This is a genomic window from Amycolatopsis sp. cg9, assembly GCF_041346945.1.
GTDB lineage: Bacteria > Actinomycetota > Actinomycetes > Mycobacteriales > Pseudonocardiaceae > Amycolatopsis.
In genome coordinates this window covers 891,424-907,388 of record NZ_CP166850.1, presented here as the reverse complement: position 1 = coordinate 907,388, position 15,965 = coordinate 891,424, and the positions used below count along the sequence as shown (strand labels likewise).

Annotated in this window: 16 protein-coding genes; 7 read left to right on the top strand and 9 right to left on the bottom strand. The window is 70.9% G+C overall.

Annotation, left to right across the window (positions count from 1 at the left end; translation table 11 throughout):
- Window positions 1-25: 25 nt before the first annotated feature.
- The 3 genes from rho to prfA all read left to right on the top strand — a co-directional run bounded on the left by rho (window position 26) and on the right by prfA (window position 3,528).
- Window positions 26-1,966: a transcription termination factor Rho gene (rho, locus tag AB5J73_RS03885; RefSeq protein ID WP_370968201.1), complete on the top strand. Its 1,941-nt coding sequence runs from the start codon at window positions 26-28 to the stop codon at window positions 1,964-1,966.
- Between the two features lie 184 nt (window positions 1,967-2,150).
- Entirely contained in the window at window positions 2,151-2,378 is a 228-nt protein-coding gene (gene rpmE / locus AB5J73_RS03880) for a 50S ribosomal protein L31 (RefSeq protein WP_003102730.1), read from the top strand.
- A gap of 79 nt (window positions 2,379-2,457) precedes the next feature.
- Window positions 2,458-3,528 carry a peptide chain release factor 1 gene (gene prfA / locus AB5J73_RS03875; RefSeq protein ID WP_370968199.1) on the top strand — a complete coding sequence of 357 codons (1,071 nt, stop codon included), beginning with the start codon at window positions 2,458-2,460 and terminating at the stop codon, window positions 3,526-3,528.
- Here prfA and AB5J73_RS03870 read toward each other — a convergent pair.
- The 8 genes from AB5J73_RS03870 to AB5J73_RS03835 form a co-directional block, all read right to left on the bottom strand.
- Entirely contained in the window at window positions 3,525-3,902 is a 378-nt protein-coding gene (locus AB5J73_RS03870) for a VOC family protein (RefSeq protein ID WP_370968197.1), read from the bottom strand. The genes prfA and AB5J73_RS03870 overlap by 4 nt on opposite strands.
- Window positions 3,902-5,167 (bottom strand): mannosyltransferase family protein, encoded by a 1,266-nt coding sequence (locus AB5J73_RS03865; RefSeq protein ID WP_370968194.1) that lies wholly within the window; start codon window positions 5,165-5,167, stop codon window positions 3,902-3,904. The genes AB5J73_RS03870 and AB5J73_RS03865 overlap by 1 nt, the downstream gene beginning before the upstream one ends.
- Window positions 5,160-5,300 (bottom strand): hypothetical protein, encoded by a 141-nt coding sequence (locus tag AB5J73_RS03860; RefSeq protein ID WP_370968192.1) that lies wholly within the window; start codon window positions 5,298-5,300, stop codon window positions 5,160-5,162. The genes AB5J73_RS03865 and AB5J73_RS03860 overlap by 8 nt, the downstream gene beginning before the upstream one ends.
- Window positions 5,297-6,280, bottom strand: coding sequence for a glycosyltransferase family 2 protein (locus AB5J73_RS03855; RefSeq protein ID WP_370968190.1), 984 nt, complete (start codon window positions 6,278-6,280; stop codon window positions 5,297-5,299). The genes AB5J73_RS03860 and AB5J73_RS03855 overlap by 4 nt, the downstream gene beginning before the upstream one ends.
- A 113-nt stretch (window positions 6,281-6,393) precedes the next feature.
- The gene (locus tag AB5J73_RS03850; protein ID WP_370968188.1) at window positions 6,394-7,848 is read right to left on the bottom strand and encodes a hypothetical protein; all 1,455 of its coding nucleotides are present in this window, start codon (window positions 7,846-7,848) and stop codon (window positions 6,394-6,396) included.
- Between the two features lie 18 nt (window positions 7,849-7,866).
- On the bottom strand, window positions 7,867-8,298 hold the full coding sequence (locus AB5J73_RS03845; protein WP_370968186.1) for a GtrA family protein: 432 nt from the start codon (window positions 8,296-8,298) through the stop codon (window positions 7,867-7,869).
- A complete protein-coding gene (locus AB5J73_RS03840; RefSeq protein ID WP_370968184.1) occupies window positions 8,295-9,296 on the bottom strand; it encodes a glycosyltransferase family 2 protein in 1,002 nt (333 codons plus the stop codon). Before AB5J73_RS03840 ends, AB5J73_RS03845 begins: the two co-directional genes overlap by 4 nt.
- Before the next feature lie 32 nt (window positions 9,297-9,328).
- Entirely contained in the window at window positions 9,329-10,132 is an 804-nt protein-coding gene (locus tag AB5J73_RS03835) for a TIGR03619 family F420-dependent LLM class oxidoreductase (protein WP_370968182.1), read from the bottom strand.
- A gap of 57 nt (window positions 10,133-10,189) precedes the next feature.
- Here AB5J73_RS03835 and AB5J73_RS03830 point away from each other — a divergent pair, with 57 nt between their 5' ends.
- Both AB5J73_RS03830 and prmC read left to right on the top strand, forming a co-directional pair.
- Complete coding sequence (locus AB5J73_RS03830; RefSeq protein WP_370968180.1) at window positions 10,190-10,537, top strand: MerR family transcriptional regulator; 348 nt, start codon at window positions 10,190-10,192, stop codon at window positions 10,535-10,537.
- Between the two features lie 96 nt (window positions 10,538-10,633).
- Entirely contained in the window at window positions 10,634-11,500 is an 867-nt protein-coding gene (prmC, locus tag AB5J73_RS03825; protein ID WP_086861252.1) for a peptide chain release factor N(5)-glutamine methyltransferase, read from the top strand.
- Between the two features lie 206 nt (window positions 11,501-11,706).
- On the opposite strand, the gene AB5J73_RS03820 is transcribed toward prmC, so the two are convergent.
- A complete protein-coding gene (locus AB5J73_RS03820; RefSeq protein ID WP_370968178.1) occupies window positions 11,707-13,680 on the bottom strand; it encodes a M6 family metalloprotease domain-containing protein in 1,974 nt (657 codons plus the stop codon).
- Between the two features lie 399 nt (window positions 13,681-14,079).
- On the opposite strand from AB5J73_RS03820, the gene AB5J73_RS03815 reads away from it, so the two are divergent.
- Window positions 14,080-14,730 carry an L-threonylcarbamoyladenylate synthase gene (locus tag AB5J73_RS03815; protein ID WP_086861254.1) on the top strand — a complete coding sequence of 217 codons (651 nt, stop codon included), beginning with the start codon at window positions 14,080-14,082 and terminating at the stop codon, window positions 14,728-14,730.
- Window positions 14,731-14,804: 74 nt separating this feature from the next.
- The gene (locus AB5J73_RS03810; protein WP_370968176.1) at window positions 14,805-15,962 is read left to right on the top strand and encodes a glycosyltransferase family 4 protein; all 1,158 of its coding nucleotides are present in this window, start codon (window positions 14,805-14,807) and stop codon (window positions 15,960-15,962) included.
- Window positions 15,963-15,965: the final 3 nt, after the last annotated feature.

Below are 15,965 nucleotides of genomic sequence, written 5' to 3'. Positions count from 1 at the left end.
CGTGGATCGGTCAGGAAGGACATGTGTGAGCAACACCGATCTTTTGAGCGACGTGGGTAGCAGCGCCGCGGAGTCGAACGGCACCACCCCCGCTCCCAAGAAGACGGTCGGCGGGTTGACCGGGAAGACCGTGGCGGAACTGCGTTCGCTGGCTGGGGAGCTCGGCGTCGGGGAGACGACGGGCATGCGCAAGGGCGACCTGATCGCCGCGATCCGCGAGCGTCAGGGCAAGTCCCGCAAGCCGCGTACGGCGGCCGAGACGCTGCCACTGGAGGGCGTGGGCGAGCCCCCGAAGGCCGCCGCGCCGAAGACCGAGGCGCCCGCCGCCCCGGTCGAGACCAAGCCGGAGCCGAAGGCCGAAGCGCCGTCCCAGGACGCGCAGCCGCAGGCCGAGCGCCCGCAGCAGGACAAGCAGGACGGCCCGCAGGGCCAGGACGGCCAGCCCGAGGAGGGCGGCCGCAGCCGGCGCCGCCGCGGCTCCAACCGCGCCGCCGGCGCCCCGGACGGCCAGCCGCAGGGCCAGGGCGGCGACCGCCAGCAGGGCGACCGCCAGCAGGGCCAGGGCGGCGACCGCCAGCAGGGCGGCAACCGCGACCAGCAGCGCCAGGGCGGTGGCAACCGCAACGACAACCGCCAGGACGGCAACCGCCAGCGCAACCAGCAGGACGGCGGCAACCGCGGCGGTCAGGACAACCGCGCGCAGCAGCAGGACGACGACGAGGAAGGCGGCCGTCGCGGCCGTCGCTTCCGCGACCGTCGTCGCCGCGGCAGTGGCGGCGGCCAGCGCGAGGGCGGTTCGCCGGACACCGAGATCCGCGAGGACGACGTCCTGCTGCCCGTCGCGGGCATCCTGGACGTGCTCGACAACTACGCGTTCGTGCGCACCTCCGGCTACCTCGCCGGCCCGAACGACGTGTACGTCTCGCTGTCGCTGGTCCGCAAGTACGGCCTGCGCCGCGGTGACGCCATCACCGGCGTCGTGCGCCAGCCGCGCGACGGCGAGCAGCAGCGGCAGAAGTTCAACCCGCTGGTGCGCGTCGACTCGATCAACGGCCTGGAGCCGGACGAGGCCAAGCGGCGTCCCGACTTCACCAAGCTGACCCCGCTGTACCCGAACGAGCGGCTGCGCCTCGAGACCGAGTCGCACAAGCTCACGACCCGCGTGATCGACCTGATCATGCCGGTCGGCAAGGGGCAGCGCGCCCTGATCGTGTCGCCGCCGAAGGCCGGTAAGACCACGATCATGCAGGACATCGCGAACGCGATCTCCACGAACAACCCCGAGTGCCACCTGATGGTCGTCCTGGTCGACGAGCGTCCGGAAGAGGTCACCGACATGCAGCGCTCGGTGAAGGGCGAGGTCATCGCCTCGACCTTCGACCGGCCGCCGTCCGACCACACGTCGGTCGCGGAGCTGTCGATCGAGCGGGCCAAGCGCCTGGTCGAGATGGGCCACGACGTCGTCGTGCTGCTCGACTCGATCACGCGGCTGGGCCGGGCGTACAACCTGGCGGCCCCGGCGTCCGGCCGGATCCTGTCCGGTGGTGTCGACTCGACCGCGCTGTACCCGCCGAAGCGGTTCCTCGGCGCGGCGCGCAACATCGAGAACGGCGGCTCGCTGACCATCTTCGCCACGGCGATGGTCGAGACCGGCTCGACGATGGACACGGTCATCTTCGAGGAGTTCAAGGGCACCGGCAACGCGGAGCTCAAGCTCGACCGGAAGATCGCCGAGCGCCGGGTGTTCCCGGCCGTCGACGTCAACCCGTCGGGTACCCGCAAGGACGAGCTGCTGCTCTCGCCGGACGAGCTCGCGGTCACGGTGAAGCTGAGCCGGGTGCTGCACGCGCTCGACTCGCAGCAGGCGATCGACCTGCTGATCTCGCGGCTGCGCAAGACGAAGACGAACGTCGAGTTCCTCATGCAGGTCTCGAAGACCGCCCTCGGCGGCAGCGAAGACGACTGAGCCCGGTTCGCATCGGAGGCCTTCCCACCGCGCGTGGGGAGGCCTCCGGCGCGTTCGGAATACCTGGTCAGCGGGGTGCGTTCCAGTGAGCGTCTGCCCGTCTGGCAGAATTACCCGCTGAAGTCCGGCGCCGGTTCACCCCGCGAGAACGACTGGGGACCCGGAGCCAACGAGAGAGGACACCATGAAGAGCGGTATTCACCCCGAGTACGTGGTCACGAACGTGAACTGCGACTGCGGCAACAGCTTCACCACGCGCAGCACCAAGACCAGCGGCAACATCCACGTCGAGATCTGCTCGAACTGCCACCCGTTCTACACGGGCAAGCAGAAGATCATGGACACCGGTGGCCGGGTCGCGCGCTTCGAGGCTCGCTACGGCAAGCGCCAGAAGAAGGCCGACGCCAAGTAGCTTTTCCGACGGCGCCCACCCGGGACTTCCCGGGTGGGCGCCGTCGCTTTGTTTTCCCCCGGGCTGAGAGGTGGCAGAGGTGGATTCGAGCTCGCTCAAGGGGCTGCTCGCCGAACACGCGGAGCTGGAGACCCAGCTGGCGGACCCGGCGGTGCACGCCGACCAGGCGCGCGCCCGCAAGCTCGGCCGCCGCTACGCCGAGCTGACGCCGGTGGTGCGCGCCGTCCACGAGCTCGACACGGCCCGCGACGACCTCACGGCCGCCAAGGAGATGGCCGCGGAGGACGCGGAGTTCGCCGCGGAGGCCGAAGAGCTGGCCGCGAAGATCCCCGAGCTGGAGTCGAAGCTCACCGAGCTGCTGCTCCCGCGTGACCCGTACGACAGCTCCGACGTGGTGATGGAGATCAAGTCCGGCGAGGGCGGCGAGGAGTCGGCGCTGTTCGCCGGCGACCTCCTGCGCATGTACCTGCGCTACGCCGAGCGCCACGGCTGGAAGGCGGAGGTCCTCGACTCGGTCGACTCCGACCTGGGCGGCTTCAAGGACGTCACGCTGTCGATCAAGACGAAGGCGGCCGACGTCGACGGCGTCTGGTCCCGCCTCAAGTTCGAGGGCGGTGTCCACCGCGTCCAGCGCGTGCCGGCGACCGAGTCGCAGGGCCGCATCCACACGTCCGCGTCCGGGGTGCTGATCTACCCGGAACCGGAGGAGGTCGAGGTCGAGATCGACCCCAACGACCTGCGCATCGACGTGTTCCGGTCCTCGGGGCCCGGCGGCCAGAGCGTCAACACGACCGACTCGGCGGTGCGGATCACCCACCTGCCGACCGGCATCGTCGTCTCCTGCCAGAACGAGAAGTCCCAGATCCAGAACCGCGCCCGCGCCCTGCAGGTCCTGCAGGCCCGCCTGCAGGCGATCGCGGAGGAAGAGGCGGCGGCGAAGGCCTCGGACGCCCGCAAGTCCCAGGTCCGCACGGTCGACCGCTCGGAGCGGATCCGGACGTACAACTTCCCGGAGAACCGGATTTCGGACCACCGGGTGAACTACAAGGCCTACAACCTGGACCAGGTGCTGGACGGCGACCTGGACGGGGTGCTGGACGCGCTGGCGACGGCGGACCGCGAAGAGCGGCTGGCGGCTTCGGCGGGCTAAGCCCCGCGCACCAGCCAGCACAGGCAGAAGGGGTGCCCGGCCGGGTCGGCGTAGACCTGGAAGTCGTCCCCGCTCGTGGCCCCGGCCGCCGGTTTCAGCACCGTGGCGCCGAGGGCCGTGACGTGCTCGTGCGCTTCGGCGAAGTCCTCCACCCACAGGTCGAGGTGCACCTGCTGCTTGGTCGGACCGCCGGGCCACTCGGGCGGCACGTGGTCGGGGGCGAGCTGCACCCCGACCCGCGGGGCCCCGGCCACCATGACCATGTGCCAGTCGCCGTCCTCGTCCACCTCGCCGCCGAGCACGCCCGCCCAGAAGCGGCTCTCGGCCGCGAGGTCGGCGGCGTCGAAGGTGACGACCTGGTGCTTGATCCGCATCAGCCGGCCCAGAAGCCGGTGATGAAGCGGAGGTAGATCGCCGCGCAGATCAGCGCGTTCGCGTACAGGACCACGTGCACCGCGCCGCGCAGCCGCGGGCGGCGCTCGCCGAACAGGACCAGCGCCACGTACATGACCAGGCACGGTAACAGGTAGCGGTGCACCGACACGACGTTGCTGTTCACCGTCAGCAGCGCGATCGACGCGAACCCGAACAGCGCGAGCGGGACGCCCTTCGACCGCAGGGCCACCAGGACGTAGACCGAGGACGCGAACAGCAGCCCCAGGCCGATCATCGGCAGCACGTGGCTCATCAGCGTCCACTCGCTCATCGGGGTGTCCCCGAGCAGCGCGTGTCCGGTGATCTTGGCTTCGTCCCAGAGCGTGGCGAGGAAGTTCGGGGCGAACTTGTGGTACGCCCAGCTCTTCGCGCCGTCGAGGGCGTGGAAGCTCGCCAGCGCGTCCCCGGTCTGGAGCTTCATGTAGAGCATCACGCCGCCGAGGCCGAGGAAGGCCGCCGGGAACCACAGCAGGTGCCACGACAGCAGCCCGCGGGGCTTCCAGCCCTCCGACCGCCAGAACTCCAGGAAGCACAGGCCGACGAACAGCACCGCGGTGACGCGGGACGCCGTCAGCGGGATGAGCGTCAGGCCCATCCACAGCCATTGGCGGCGCAACGCGAACAGGTAGGCCCAGAAGCCCAGCGCGCAGAACACCGCCTCGCTGTAGAACGAGTGCAGGAAGAAGGCGGCGGGCGCGGTGAGGAACGCCGCGACGACCAGCCACGGGGCCCGCTCGCCGTCGAAGAAGTGCCGGGCGATCTTCAGCAGCGCCACCGCGGCCAGCCAGGTGGCCGCCAGGTTGACCACGAAACCGGCGACGAGCAGGCCGAGCGTGCCGAAGCTGACGGTCTGCACCAGCCAGACCAGGATCGGGAACACCGGGTAGAAGGCCCGCGTCGGGACGTAGTCGCCGGTGTAGGCGTGCCGGGCGATCTCGCCGTAGTCGCCGGCGTCCCAGCGGTAGGTGTGCGACAGGAGGCTCAGCGTCGAGCCGATGCCGGTCTTCGGGAGGCCTTCGCTGGTGGGGCCGGACGAGCCGAACAGCCAAGCCACGGCGATCAGCACGACGTTCCAGGCGAGCACGATCGCGAAGACGCGGGCGAAGTCGCCGTTCACCCAGGCCCAGCGGTCGTGGCGGGCGGCCTCGGAGCGTTCGGGCGCCACCTCGCCGGTCGTCTGCGGTGGGACGGCGGTGCTAGTCATGGGAAACCTCCGGGACCGGCGTCCCGGCCCGCTGCCGGAAGACGATTTTGTGGTGGAGCACGTGGTTCCAGACGAGGCCGACCGCGATCCCGACGATGCCGAACCGCGGCTGGGTGGGGGTGATGAGCTTCATCGGGCGACGCTCCGGCTGTCCTCGGTGACCCCGGTCCGCACGGCCGCGACGGTGTACAGCGGCCGGTTCTGGACCTGCGAGTACGTGCGGCCGATGTAGCTGCCGAGGACGCCGAGCATGATGATCTGGATGCCGCCGAGGAAGAACATCGCGATGGTGATGAACGCCCAGCCGGGCACGGCGGTTTGGGGCGCGAGCAGTTTGACGCCGACGACGTAGAGCACGCCGAGGAAGCTGAGCAGCGAGATCAGCGAACCCATTCGAGTGATCATTCGCAGCGGCGTCGTCGAGAACCCGAGGATGCCGTCGGCGGCGAAGCGCAGCATTTTGGTCAAGGGGTAGCCGGTGACGCCGGCGTGCCGTTTGTCGCGATCGAAGAGAACCGCGGTCTGCTTGAAGCCGACGTAGCTGACGAGCCCGCGCAGGAATCGATCGCGTTCGCGGTACTTGCGCAGTTCGTCGACGACTTTGCGGTCGATGAGCCGGAAGTCCCCGGTGTTCTTGGGGATGTCGACGGCGGCCATTTTCCGCAGGAACCAGTAGAACGCGCTCGCGGTGAACTTCTTGAACGGCGAATCCCGGCGGGACCGGCGTTGGGCGTAGACGACGTCGTAGCCCCGCTCCCATTCCTCGAGCAGTTCGAGCGCCACCCGCGGCGGGTCCTGCAGGTCGCTGTCCATGATGATGACGGCGTCGGCGTCGACCAGGTCGAGGCCCGCGGTGACGGCCATCTGGTGGCCGAAGTTGCGCGACAGTTCGACGACGGTGACGCGGGCGTCGGCGGCGGCGAGTTCGGTCAGCCGCTCGAGCGAGCTGTCGCGGCTGCCGTCGTCGACGTAGAGGAAGCTGAAGTCGTACCGTCCGGCCAGGGGTGCGGTGACGTCGTCGACCGTGCGGTGCAGCAGGTCGATGTTCGCTTCCTCGTCGTAGATCGGGAAGACGAACGCGACCCGGCGGCGCACGATCGGCTCGATGGCCACTGCGGGACTCCCGTGGGTTCGGCGCGGGCGGCCCGTCGATCAGCCGAAAGCCCCGCTGTGGAGCTCGTATCGTAGAGAGGACGGCTGGGGCGCCCCGCCGTTGCCCACCCGCATCACCGGACCGCCGGCTCCTCCGGCTCGCGGAAGGCCTCGAACACCTCGGTCGCGGGCTCCTCCTCGGCCGCGGCCGGCTCCGGCCGGGCCGGGCGCGGGAAGAGGCTCAGCACCCCGAACACGAACGCGAGCACCGTCGGGAACAGCGTCAGCAGCTGGTGCTTCACGCCCTCGACGCCCTCGCCGAGCGCCGACAGCCCGAACTGGCCCACCGCGAACAGCAGCAGGAAGAACACCACGATCCCGTACTCGCGCCGCGACCGGCGGAACGCCCGCACCCCGGCCCAGCCGATCAGCAGCCAGAACGGGACCAGCAGGTACAGCCCCAGCGGTGCCGCCAGCGCGGCCAGGCCCGAGAACACCGGGACCCGGAACTCCTGCGCCATCGGCGGCAGCCCGGACGTGTCGGCGAAGCTGCCCAGCCGCGCCGGGCGGGCCGTCAGCGTGTCGACCGCGCCCTGCTGGAGGATCTGCAGCGTGCGCTGCGGGTGGGAGGCGTAGTAGCTCACCACGTTGCGGCGGCTGATCTTGTCGCGGAAGCCGTTGTAGTCCGCGTCCTTCCACGGGCTCGCTTCCCACCAGCCCGTGCCGATGAACTTCTTCGCGCTCGGCGGCAGGCCCAGCGCCGCCAGATCGGCGTCCGTGTCGTGCTTGCCGTCCACGATGCTGTCGAACACCACGTGGTACATGTTCGCCTCGCGGTACTCCGCGTTGGCCGGGTCGCCGTGGGACTGCACCGCCGCCGTCCCCGCGCCCACGACCACCAGCACGCCCAGCGGCAGCAGCCACCGCGCCCACCCCCGCGTCCCGAGCGGCTTGACCAGCACCAGCGCCAGCACGAACAGCGGGATCAGCAGCAGCGTCTGCGACTTCGCGTTGATGCCGATCAGCGCGCCCACCACGGTCAGCGCCGCGCCCCAGTACCGCCACGCGCCCGTGCGGTGCATCAGCAGCAGCCCGCCGGCCATCAGGAGCATCCCCAGGAACCCGGCGCCCTCGCTGAGCACCGAGGCGAAGTAGCCGAAGAACGCCGAGTCGGCCATCACGAGCAGCAGCAGGAGCGTGGCGATGACGCGGTTGCGGACGCTGAGGTCGAGCGCCAGGACGGTCGCCGCGATGCCCACCGCGACCAGCACGGCCGTGATCGCGCCGAGCACGAGGAGGTTGAGCTCCGCGGACGAGCCGAGCACCTTCCCCAGCTTGCTCGCGAACCAGTCGAGCCATGCCTGGCTCGAGATGTAGTCGCTCTTGCAGCCCTGGCCCGGCCCGTAGCTGAAGTGCACGTAGAACTCGGGCTTGATCTCGGTGTGCCGGCCGCCGAGGTCGCACAGCAGGCGCCAGCCGTCGCCGTTGTCGGCCATCCCGACCGGCCGCGGTACGAGGAACCGGATCAGCAGGACGCCCAGGGAAAGGACGAAGACGCCCAGGCCGAAGCGCAGTTCACGGGATCGCACCCGGAACAGCGTACGAGATCACGCAGAGTCGGCGGGTGCTGCACCGGGAACGGGCGAAACCGGCCGGTGCCGGAACACCACGTAGTGGTAGAGGAGGTAGTTCCAGAACAGGCCGACGACGATCGCCGCGCCCTTCGGCACCAGCACGTTGACGCCCGGGAACAGCCGGCCGACCAGCCAGATGACGCCGAACTGGACCACCCAGAGCCCGAACGCCGTCACGCCGAAGAACAGCAGCGCCTGGCGGCGGACGTCGCCGTCCTTCGCCCGGAAGGTGAAGTTCCGGTTCAGTGTGAACGACAGGAGCATGCCGGCCGTCGTCGAGAGGAAGTTCGCGACGAACACCGGCACGCCCAGCGTGATCAGCAGCGCGTAGCCCAGCGCGTCGACCAGCGTGTTGCCGATCCCGACGATGCCGAAGCGCAGCTGTGTCGAAGTGATGATCCTCATCGGGCGGCGCTCCTGCGGTTCTCGTCCGCTCCGGCGGGTTCGGGAAGGCCGGTGCGCACCGACGCCACCGTGTACAGCGGCCGGTTCTGGACCTGCGAGTACGTGCGGCCGATGTAGCTGCCGAGGACGCCGAGCATGATGATCTGGATGCCGCCGAGGAAGAACATCGCGATGGTGATGAACGCCCAGCCCGGCACCGCCGTCTCCGGCGCGAACAGCTTCACTCCTACGACGTAGAGCACACCGAGGAAGCTCAGCAGCGAGATCAGGTACCCCATCCGCGTGATCATCCGCAGCGGCGTCGTCGAGAACCCGAGGATGCCGTCCGCGGCGAAGCGCAGCATCTTCGTCAGCGGGTAGCCGGTGACGCCCGCGTGGCGCTTGTCGCGGTCGAACAGCACCGCGGTCTGGCGGAACCCGACGTAGCTGACCAGCCCGCGCAGGAACCGGTCGCGTTCGCGGTACTTGCGCAGTTCGTCGACGACCTTGCGGTCGATCAGCCGGAAGTCCCCGGTGTTCTTCGGGATGTCGACCGCGGCCATCTTCCGCAGGAACCAGTAGAACGCGCTCGCCGTGTACCGCTTGAACGGCGAATCCCGCCTCGACCGGCGCTGCGCGTAGACGACGTCGTAGCCCTCTTCCCACTTCTCGAGCAGTTCGAGCGCCACCCGCGGCGGGTCCTGCAGGTCGCTGTCCATGATGATGACGGCGTCCGCGTCGACCAGGTCCAGCCCGGCGGTCACGGCCATCTGGTGCCCGAAGTTGCGGGAGAGCTCCACGACGGTGACCCGCGCGTCGCGGGCCGACAGCTCGGCCAGCCGGTCCAGCGAACCGTCCCGGCTGCCGTCGTCGACGTAGAGGAAGCTGAAGTCGTACCGCTCCGCCAGGGGAGCGGTGACGTCGTCGACCGTGCGGTGCAGCAGGTCGATGTTCGCTTCCTCGTTGTAGATCGGGAAGACGAACGCGACCCGGCGGCGCGTGGTCGGCTCGGTCGGCACTGGCGCTCCCGTGGGTCGGCGTCTCGGGCATCCTAGGGTCCGGCGACGGCCTCGGCGAACGCGGTCATCCGCTGTTCGAAGGTCTCCGCCGGGCCGAAGTGGACGGCCACCGCGTCCGCCCCCGCCAGGATATACGCGCGGAATCGCGCGGTCGCGGAGTCGAGATCGGTCCCGTCCCAATCCATTCTGGCGGTGACCCGTGTTTCTTGGCCGTTTGTCATGGCCGTGAGCTTCCCGGCGCGCTCGCCGACCTCGGCGGGGGACAGCCCGGCGCTGAACCAGCCCGCGCCGACCCGCACGGCCCGGCGCAGCGCCGCCGCGGAGTTGCCGCCGACGGTCAGGGGCACCGGCCGCGCCGGCCGCGGCTCGAAGTACCCGCCGCCGGGGCCGCGGCCGGTCCGGAACAGCTCGGCGAGCAGGTCCAGGGACGCGTCGGTCCGCTTGCCGCGGGTGGCGAAGTCGACGCCGACCTCGGCGAACTCCGGCTCGTTCCAGCCGGCGCCGACCCCGAGGTCGAACCGGTCACCGGACAGCCTCGCCAGCGTCGCGGCCTGCTTGGCCAGTGCGAACGGCTCCCGCAGCGGCAGGATCAGCACCGCCGTCCCGAGCCGGATCCGGCTGGTCACGGCGGCGAGGTGGGCGAGGGTGACCAGCGGCTCGTGGACCCCGCCGAACACCTCCCCGAAGGGGCCGGGCGGGATCAGGTGGTCGGGCAGCCAGGCGGCGCGGAACCCGAGCTCTTCGGCGCGGCGGGCGAGTTCGGCGATCCGGGCGGGCCCGACGTCCGGCTGCTCGTTCGGCAGGACGACTTCGAGGTCCGGGAAATGTTCGGTCATGACGGCGACGTTAGGCATTCACATCGGTGTGAAGGTCAACCGTTCAGGGGGTGGGAGTTGCGGATCGGCGAGCTCGCGGAACGCACCGGCGTCAGCACGCGGCTGCTGCGCTACTACGAGGAGCAGGGGCTGCTGGCGGCGTCGCGCGACGGCAACGGCTACCGCGCCTACGAGGAGGGCGCCGTCGTCCGGGTCCGGCAGATCCGCCGCCTGCTCGCGGCGGGGCTGAACACCGGGGTGATCTCCTCGGCGCTGCAGTGCGCGAGCGGCGAGGAGGCGCACCTCGACCTGTGCCCGGAGCTCGCCGGCCTGCTGCACCGCGAGCTGAGCGCGCTGGACGACCGGATCAGCGCGCTCCAGCGGCGGCGCGGCGAGCTGGCCGGGTACTTGTCCGACGAGCGCTGAGGGTGCCTCGATACGCTGGACGGCGTAGGACCGGCGCGTGTCCTCACGGGGGAGTTCCGCCTGGTGTGCCAGGCTTGACGAGGTGAAGGACGACGAGTGAATCGGCAGCCGCTGCGCCTGGCCATCATCGAGGCCACCCGGATCCTCGAGCGCGCCGGCGTCGCCTCGCCGCGGTTCGACGCCGAGGTGATCGCGGCGCACGTGCTCGGGGTCGAACGCGGGCGGCTGCCGATGGTGCCACTGGTCGACCCGCCGGTCATCGAGGCCATCGGCCAGCTGGTCCAGCAGCGCGCGAAGCGGATCCCGCTGCAGTACCTGACCGGCTGGGCGGCGCTCGGCGAGATCACCGTCGCGGTCGGCGCCGGGGTGTTCGTGCCGCGGCCGGAGACCGAGCTGCTGCTCGAGTGGGGCGTCAAGTTCCTGCAGGGCCGCGAGTTCCCGGTGGTGGTGGACCTGTGCACCGGGTCGGCCGCACTGGCACTTGCGGTCGCGCACGCACGGCCGGACGCGGTCGTCTACGCGGTGGACGTCGACCCGCAGGCGCTGGCCTGGGCCCGGCACAACGCGGACGTCCACGCCGACGCCGGCAACACCCCGATCCGGCTGTACTCGGGTGACATCAGCGACCCGACGATGTTCGCCGAGCTCGACGGCCTGGTCGACCTGGTGCTGTGCAACCCGCCGTACGTCCCGGAGGGCACGCCGGTGCCCCCGGAGGTCGCCGAGCACGACCCGCCGCGCGCGGTGTTCGCCGAGGAGAGCGGCCTGGCGGTGATCCGCCACGCGATCGCGGCGGGCGCCCGCCTGCTCCGCCCCGGCGGCGGCCTGGCCATCGAGCACGACGACACGCACGGCTCGGCGGTGCCGGCGCTGGTGCGTGCGCGGCGCGTGCTGACGGGGGTCGAGGACCACGCGGACCTGACCGGCCGGGCCCGGTTCGTCACCGCGCGCCGGCTGGGCTGAGGGCTTGGGCCGGACCCGCCCGACTCGGCGGCCGAGGTGCGCCGGACGCCGGCTGACCGCCCCGGCCTGGGGGCGCCCCCCGTTTTCCACGCTACCGGCGGGCACCGACAGTTCCGGGTGCGCGTCTGGCCCGGGAGGTCGCGAATGACTCATTCGGGACCTCAGCGGTCCCGAATGAGTCATTCGCGGCGTTCACCCCGCCGGGGCTAGAAGCCGAACGCCGTGCAGCTCGCCGACGCCGTCTTCGACGGGTCGCTCACCGAGGTCGCCGTCAGCTTCACCCGGGCCGCGAGGTCGGCGCCCTGGCCGCGCTTCGCGTACGCCGGGACCTTCACGTGGCCGCCGAACTTCGCCGTCGTCAGCTCGTTCGGGAGGCGGACCTCCCAGCCGCGCGCGTCCGTCGACACGCTCAGCCGGTACGTGTCCGTGTCGTACGGCGCCTTCGCGCCCCGCGCCGAACCCGTGTTGAGCAGGCCGAAGTCGCAGGTCGCGAGGCCGCCGCGGGCGAACGCCGGCGGGGCCGGGGTCACCGCGGTGCCGCGCGCCTGGCTGCCCGAGCCGTCCAGCGAAGCGACCGTGACCGTGTACGACAGGATCCCGCGGCGGTCCCGCGCGAGGTCGGTGATCAGGAACCGCAGCCGGTTGGCCTGGTCGGTGTACTCGTACGGGCTCGCCGCCTCCGTGCCGGCCTTGAACAGGGCGTCGTTGAGCTGCCGGTAGTCGCCGATGGTGATCTTCACCGGCGTGCCGTCCGGCTTCGTGTAGTCGGTGATGCCGATGTCCTGCGGGTTCGCGTCGATCACCCACTCGAACGGCGCCGCGTCCTTGTTCTTCGTCTTCGCGATCAGCACCCCGGAGTCCGGCGCGAAGGAGTCCGCGCCCATCCGGTCGACGACCTCGACGGTGTAGTTGTCGTAGCCGCCGCCGTCGCAGAACGGGTCCGTCGCCCGGTCGCACTTCGGGGTCTTGTCGCCGCCGGTCAGCTTGATGTTCAGCCCGGTGAACGCGCCCGGCTGCGCTTCCGCTTCGCGCGCGGTGATCCGCGCCGACACCGGCCCCGACGACGCCAGCTCGGCGCGGTCGAGCTGCAGGACGTCGGCGGGGTCGACGATGCCGAGCTTCAGCTTGTTGCGCAGCATGTGCTGGGCACCCATCGAGCTGCCCTGCGTCGCCGGGATCTGCCAGCGCGTGTGCGGGCCGCCGGGTCCGTTGAACGTGCCGCGCGACAGCATCTCCCAGGCCCCGGAGTAGTCGCGCCACGGCGGGATGCCGAACGGGTTGTTGTAGTTGTCGCCGATGCCGAGGATGTGGCTGAACTCGTGCGCGTAGGTCGACTGGCCCGAGCTCTCGGCCTGCACCGAGCTGCCGTTCTCGGCGTTCGGCCAGATGCTGGCGGCCGACGCCCACGACGTCCACGGCACGTACCGCGTCGCCGCGTAGTTGGGCAGGTCGTGGTTCGGCGGGCCGAACGCGTCCGGCACGTTCTCCTTGGTGCCGAACTTCATCTCGCCGAACTCCTGCCAGGTCGAGCTCTCGTCCTGGCCGGCGGAGAGGTAGAAGACGAAGTCGAACTGGTTCGCCGTGTCACCGACGTCGGCGCGCCACGCGTCCCCGGCGTCCTTGCGGATGTCGCGGTCGCAGTTCGCGCTCGGCGGGCAGGCGGACGGCTGGAACTCCATGCCGTACTCGTAGGACTTCCCGGGCATCCGGTACGGCCCGAACGCGGTCAGCTGCACGCCGAAGCGGCCGCCGGAGTCCTCCATCCAGTACTCGTTGATGGTGTGCCCGTTGTTGAGCGCCTCGGGCTTGTTGAGGAAGTCCTGGTAGTACTGCGCGACGCCGGCCCGCGGGATGTTCGCGGCGGCGGGGCCGGGGTTGCCGAAGATCGTCGAGTTGGCCGGCTTCGTGACGACGAAGTCCTGGTCCGGGTAGTCGGCGAGCACGACGGCGCCCTTGAACGTGCGCTGCGTCGGCTTGAGGGCGGGGTCGGCCCAGTTCGTGCCGGGGACCTTCTTGTAGTCGGACCAGGTCATGTGGTCCTGGTTCTCCCATCGCGCGGAGTCGATGGGGGCGGGCCAGCCGCGGGTGAGCGGCTCGGCCGCGGCGGTGCCCGCGCCGAGCCCGGTCAGCACGGCGGCCGCGGCGAGCAGGGCGAGCGCCTTCGGGGTTCTGGAACGCATCTGCGGCTCCTTCACTGGGAACCCACGGGGGTCGGCGGTTCCCGGTGATCGACCGTATTGAGCCGCGCTGCCGGAGTTCTGCCTCGCGGCGAGGTTTACCCGCTTGCCCCACGACGAAAGTCTGGCCGGTTGTCAGGCACTCGGCCGGATGTCATGAACGACCCTTTCACGTCGTCCGGCGCGGTGAACGAGTCGTTCACGGCGGCAGGGCACGGGCGGGCCGGGCGCGCCGAGCCGGGACCCGGGCGGGAGGCGCTGTGGACAACTCCGGCCGCGGGCACCGCGAGCGCCGGGAACTGTCGGTGCTCGCCGGTAGCGTGGAAGACGGGGGCGCCCCCGGCGGCGCGGGGTGTGACGCGGCGGACGTCGCCTCCGGCGGCGGGACTACCCTTGGGCGCCATGAGCGTGGTCTACGACTGCAGCAAGCGCGACACCCGGGCCGACGGGCTGGCCGCCGCGGCGGGTGCGGTGCGGTCGAGCAGGCTGGTCGTCCTGCCGACCGACACGGTCTACGGCATCGGTGCCGACGCGTTCGACGCCGGCGCCGTCCAGGCGCTGCTGCGCGCGAAGAACCGCGGCCCGGACATGCCGGTCGGCGTGCTCGTCGGGTCCTGGTCCACTGTGGACGGCCTGGTGCTCGGCGTCCCGCCGCAGGCGCGCGCGCTCATCGAAGCCTTCTGGCCCGGTGACCTGTCCATCGTGCTGCCGCACGCGCCGAGCCTGCAGTGGAACCTCGGCGACGCCCGCGGCACCGTGATGCTCCGGATGCCGCTGCACCCGGTGGCGCTGGAGCTGCTGCGCGACGTCGGCCCGATGGCCGTGTCGAGCGCGAACGTCTCCGGGCGGCCGCCGGCGAGCACCGCGCAGGAGGCGCAGGAGCAGCTCGGCGACTCGGTCGCGGTGTACCTCGACGGCGGGTCGAGCGGCGAGCCCGTCGCGTCGACCATTGTGGACCTCACGGGTACCGAACCGGTGGTGCTGCGCGAGGGTTCGGTCTCGAAGACGGCGGTCGCGGAGGTGCTCGGTGTGCCCGCGGAATCGTTGGCCTGAAGCCGGATCAAGGTCCCAGCCGCGGCACGATAGCGTGTCGCGGGTGACCCCGACCCCGCGAGCGTGACGCACCCGTGCCGCCCACATCCGGTCTCCTCCCCATCCGGGAATACATCCTCGTCGCGCTGACCGCGACGGCCGTGACCTACCTGCTCACCGGCCTCGTCCGCCGGCTCGCCATCCGCGTCGGCGCGATCGCCAACCCGCGGGCGCGCGACGTCCACGTCGCCCCGATCCCGCGGATGGGCGGGATCGGGATCTTCCTCGGCGTCGCCGGCGCGATGGGCCTCGCCCACCAGCTGCCCGCGCTGTCGCACGGGTTCGACGCCTCGTTCGACTCGGTCGGCGTGCTGCTCGCGGCGGGCGTGATCTCGCTGATCGGCGCGCTCGACGACCGGTTCGAGCTGGACGCCTGGACGAAGCTGGCCGGCCAGGTGATGTGCGCCGGGATCCTGGTCATCTTCGGCGTGCAGTGGGTGTCGTTCTGGGTGCCGTGGGGCGGCAGCGGCGACTCGTTCGGCTCGGTGCTGGTGCTCGACAAGAACCAGGGCGCGCTGCTGACGGTCGTGATGGTCGTGGTGATGGTCAACGCGATGAACTTCGTCGACGGCCTCGACGGCCTGGCCGGTGGCCTCGGCTTCATCGCGGCGGCGGCGACGTGCGCGTTTTCGCTGGGCCTGCTGGACAGCTCCGGCGGCGACGTCGGCACGTACCCGCCGGCCCTGATCGCGGCGACGCTCGCGGGAGCGTGCCTGGGGTTCCTGCCGTACAACTTCCAACCGGCGAAGATATTCATGGGCGACTCGGGCTCGATGATGATCGGCCTGATGCTCGCGGGCGCGACGACGTCGGCGTCCGGCCGCGTGCCGTACCCGCAGTTCAGCGGCAAGGACGCGATCGCGCTGCTGTCGCCGCTCGTGGTCGTGGCGGCGGTGCTGTTCGTGCCGCTGCTGGACCTGATCATGGCGGTCGTCCGGCGCACGCGCCGCGGCGAAAGCCCGTTCGCGGCCGACAAGATGCACCTGCACCACCGCCTGCTGGAGATCGGCCATTCCCAGCGCCGCGCGGTCCTGCTGATCTACTTGTGGGCGGGGATCCTGGCGTTCGGCGCGGTGTCGGTCACGCTGTTCGACGACGCCGCGGCGCTGTGGATCATCGGCGCCGGGCTGGTGTTCGCGGTGGTGGTTTCGATCGTGCCGAGGCTGCGCTCGCGCAACCAGCCGGGCACCTGACCG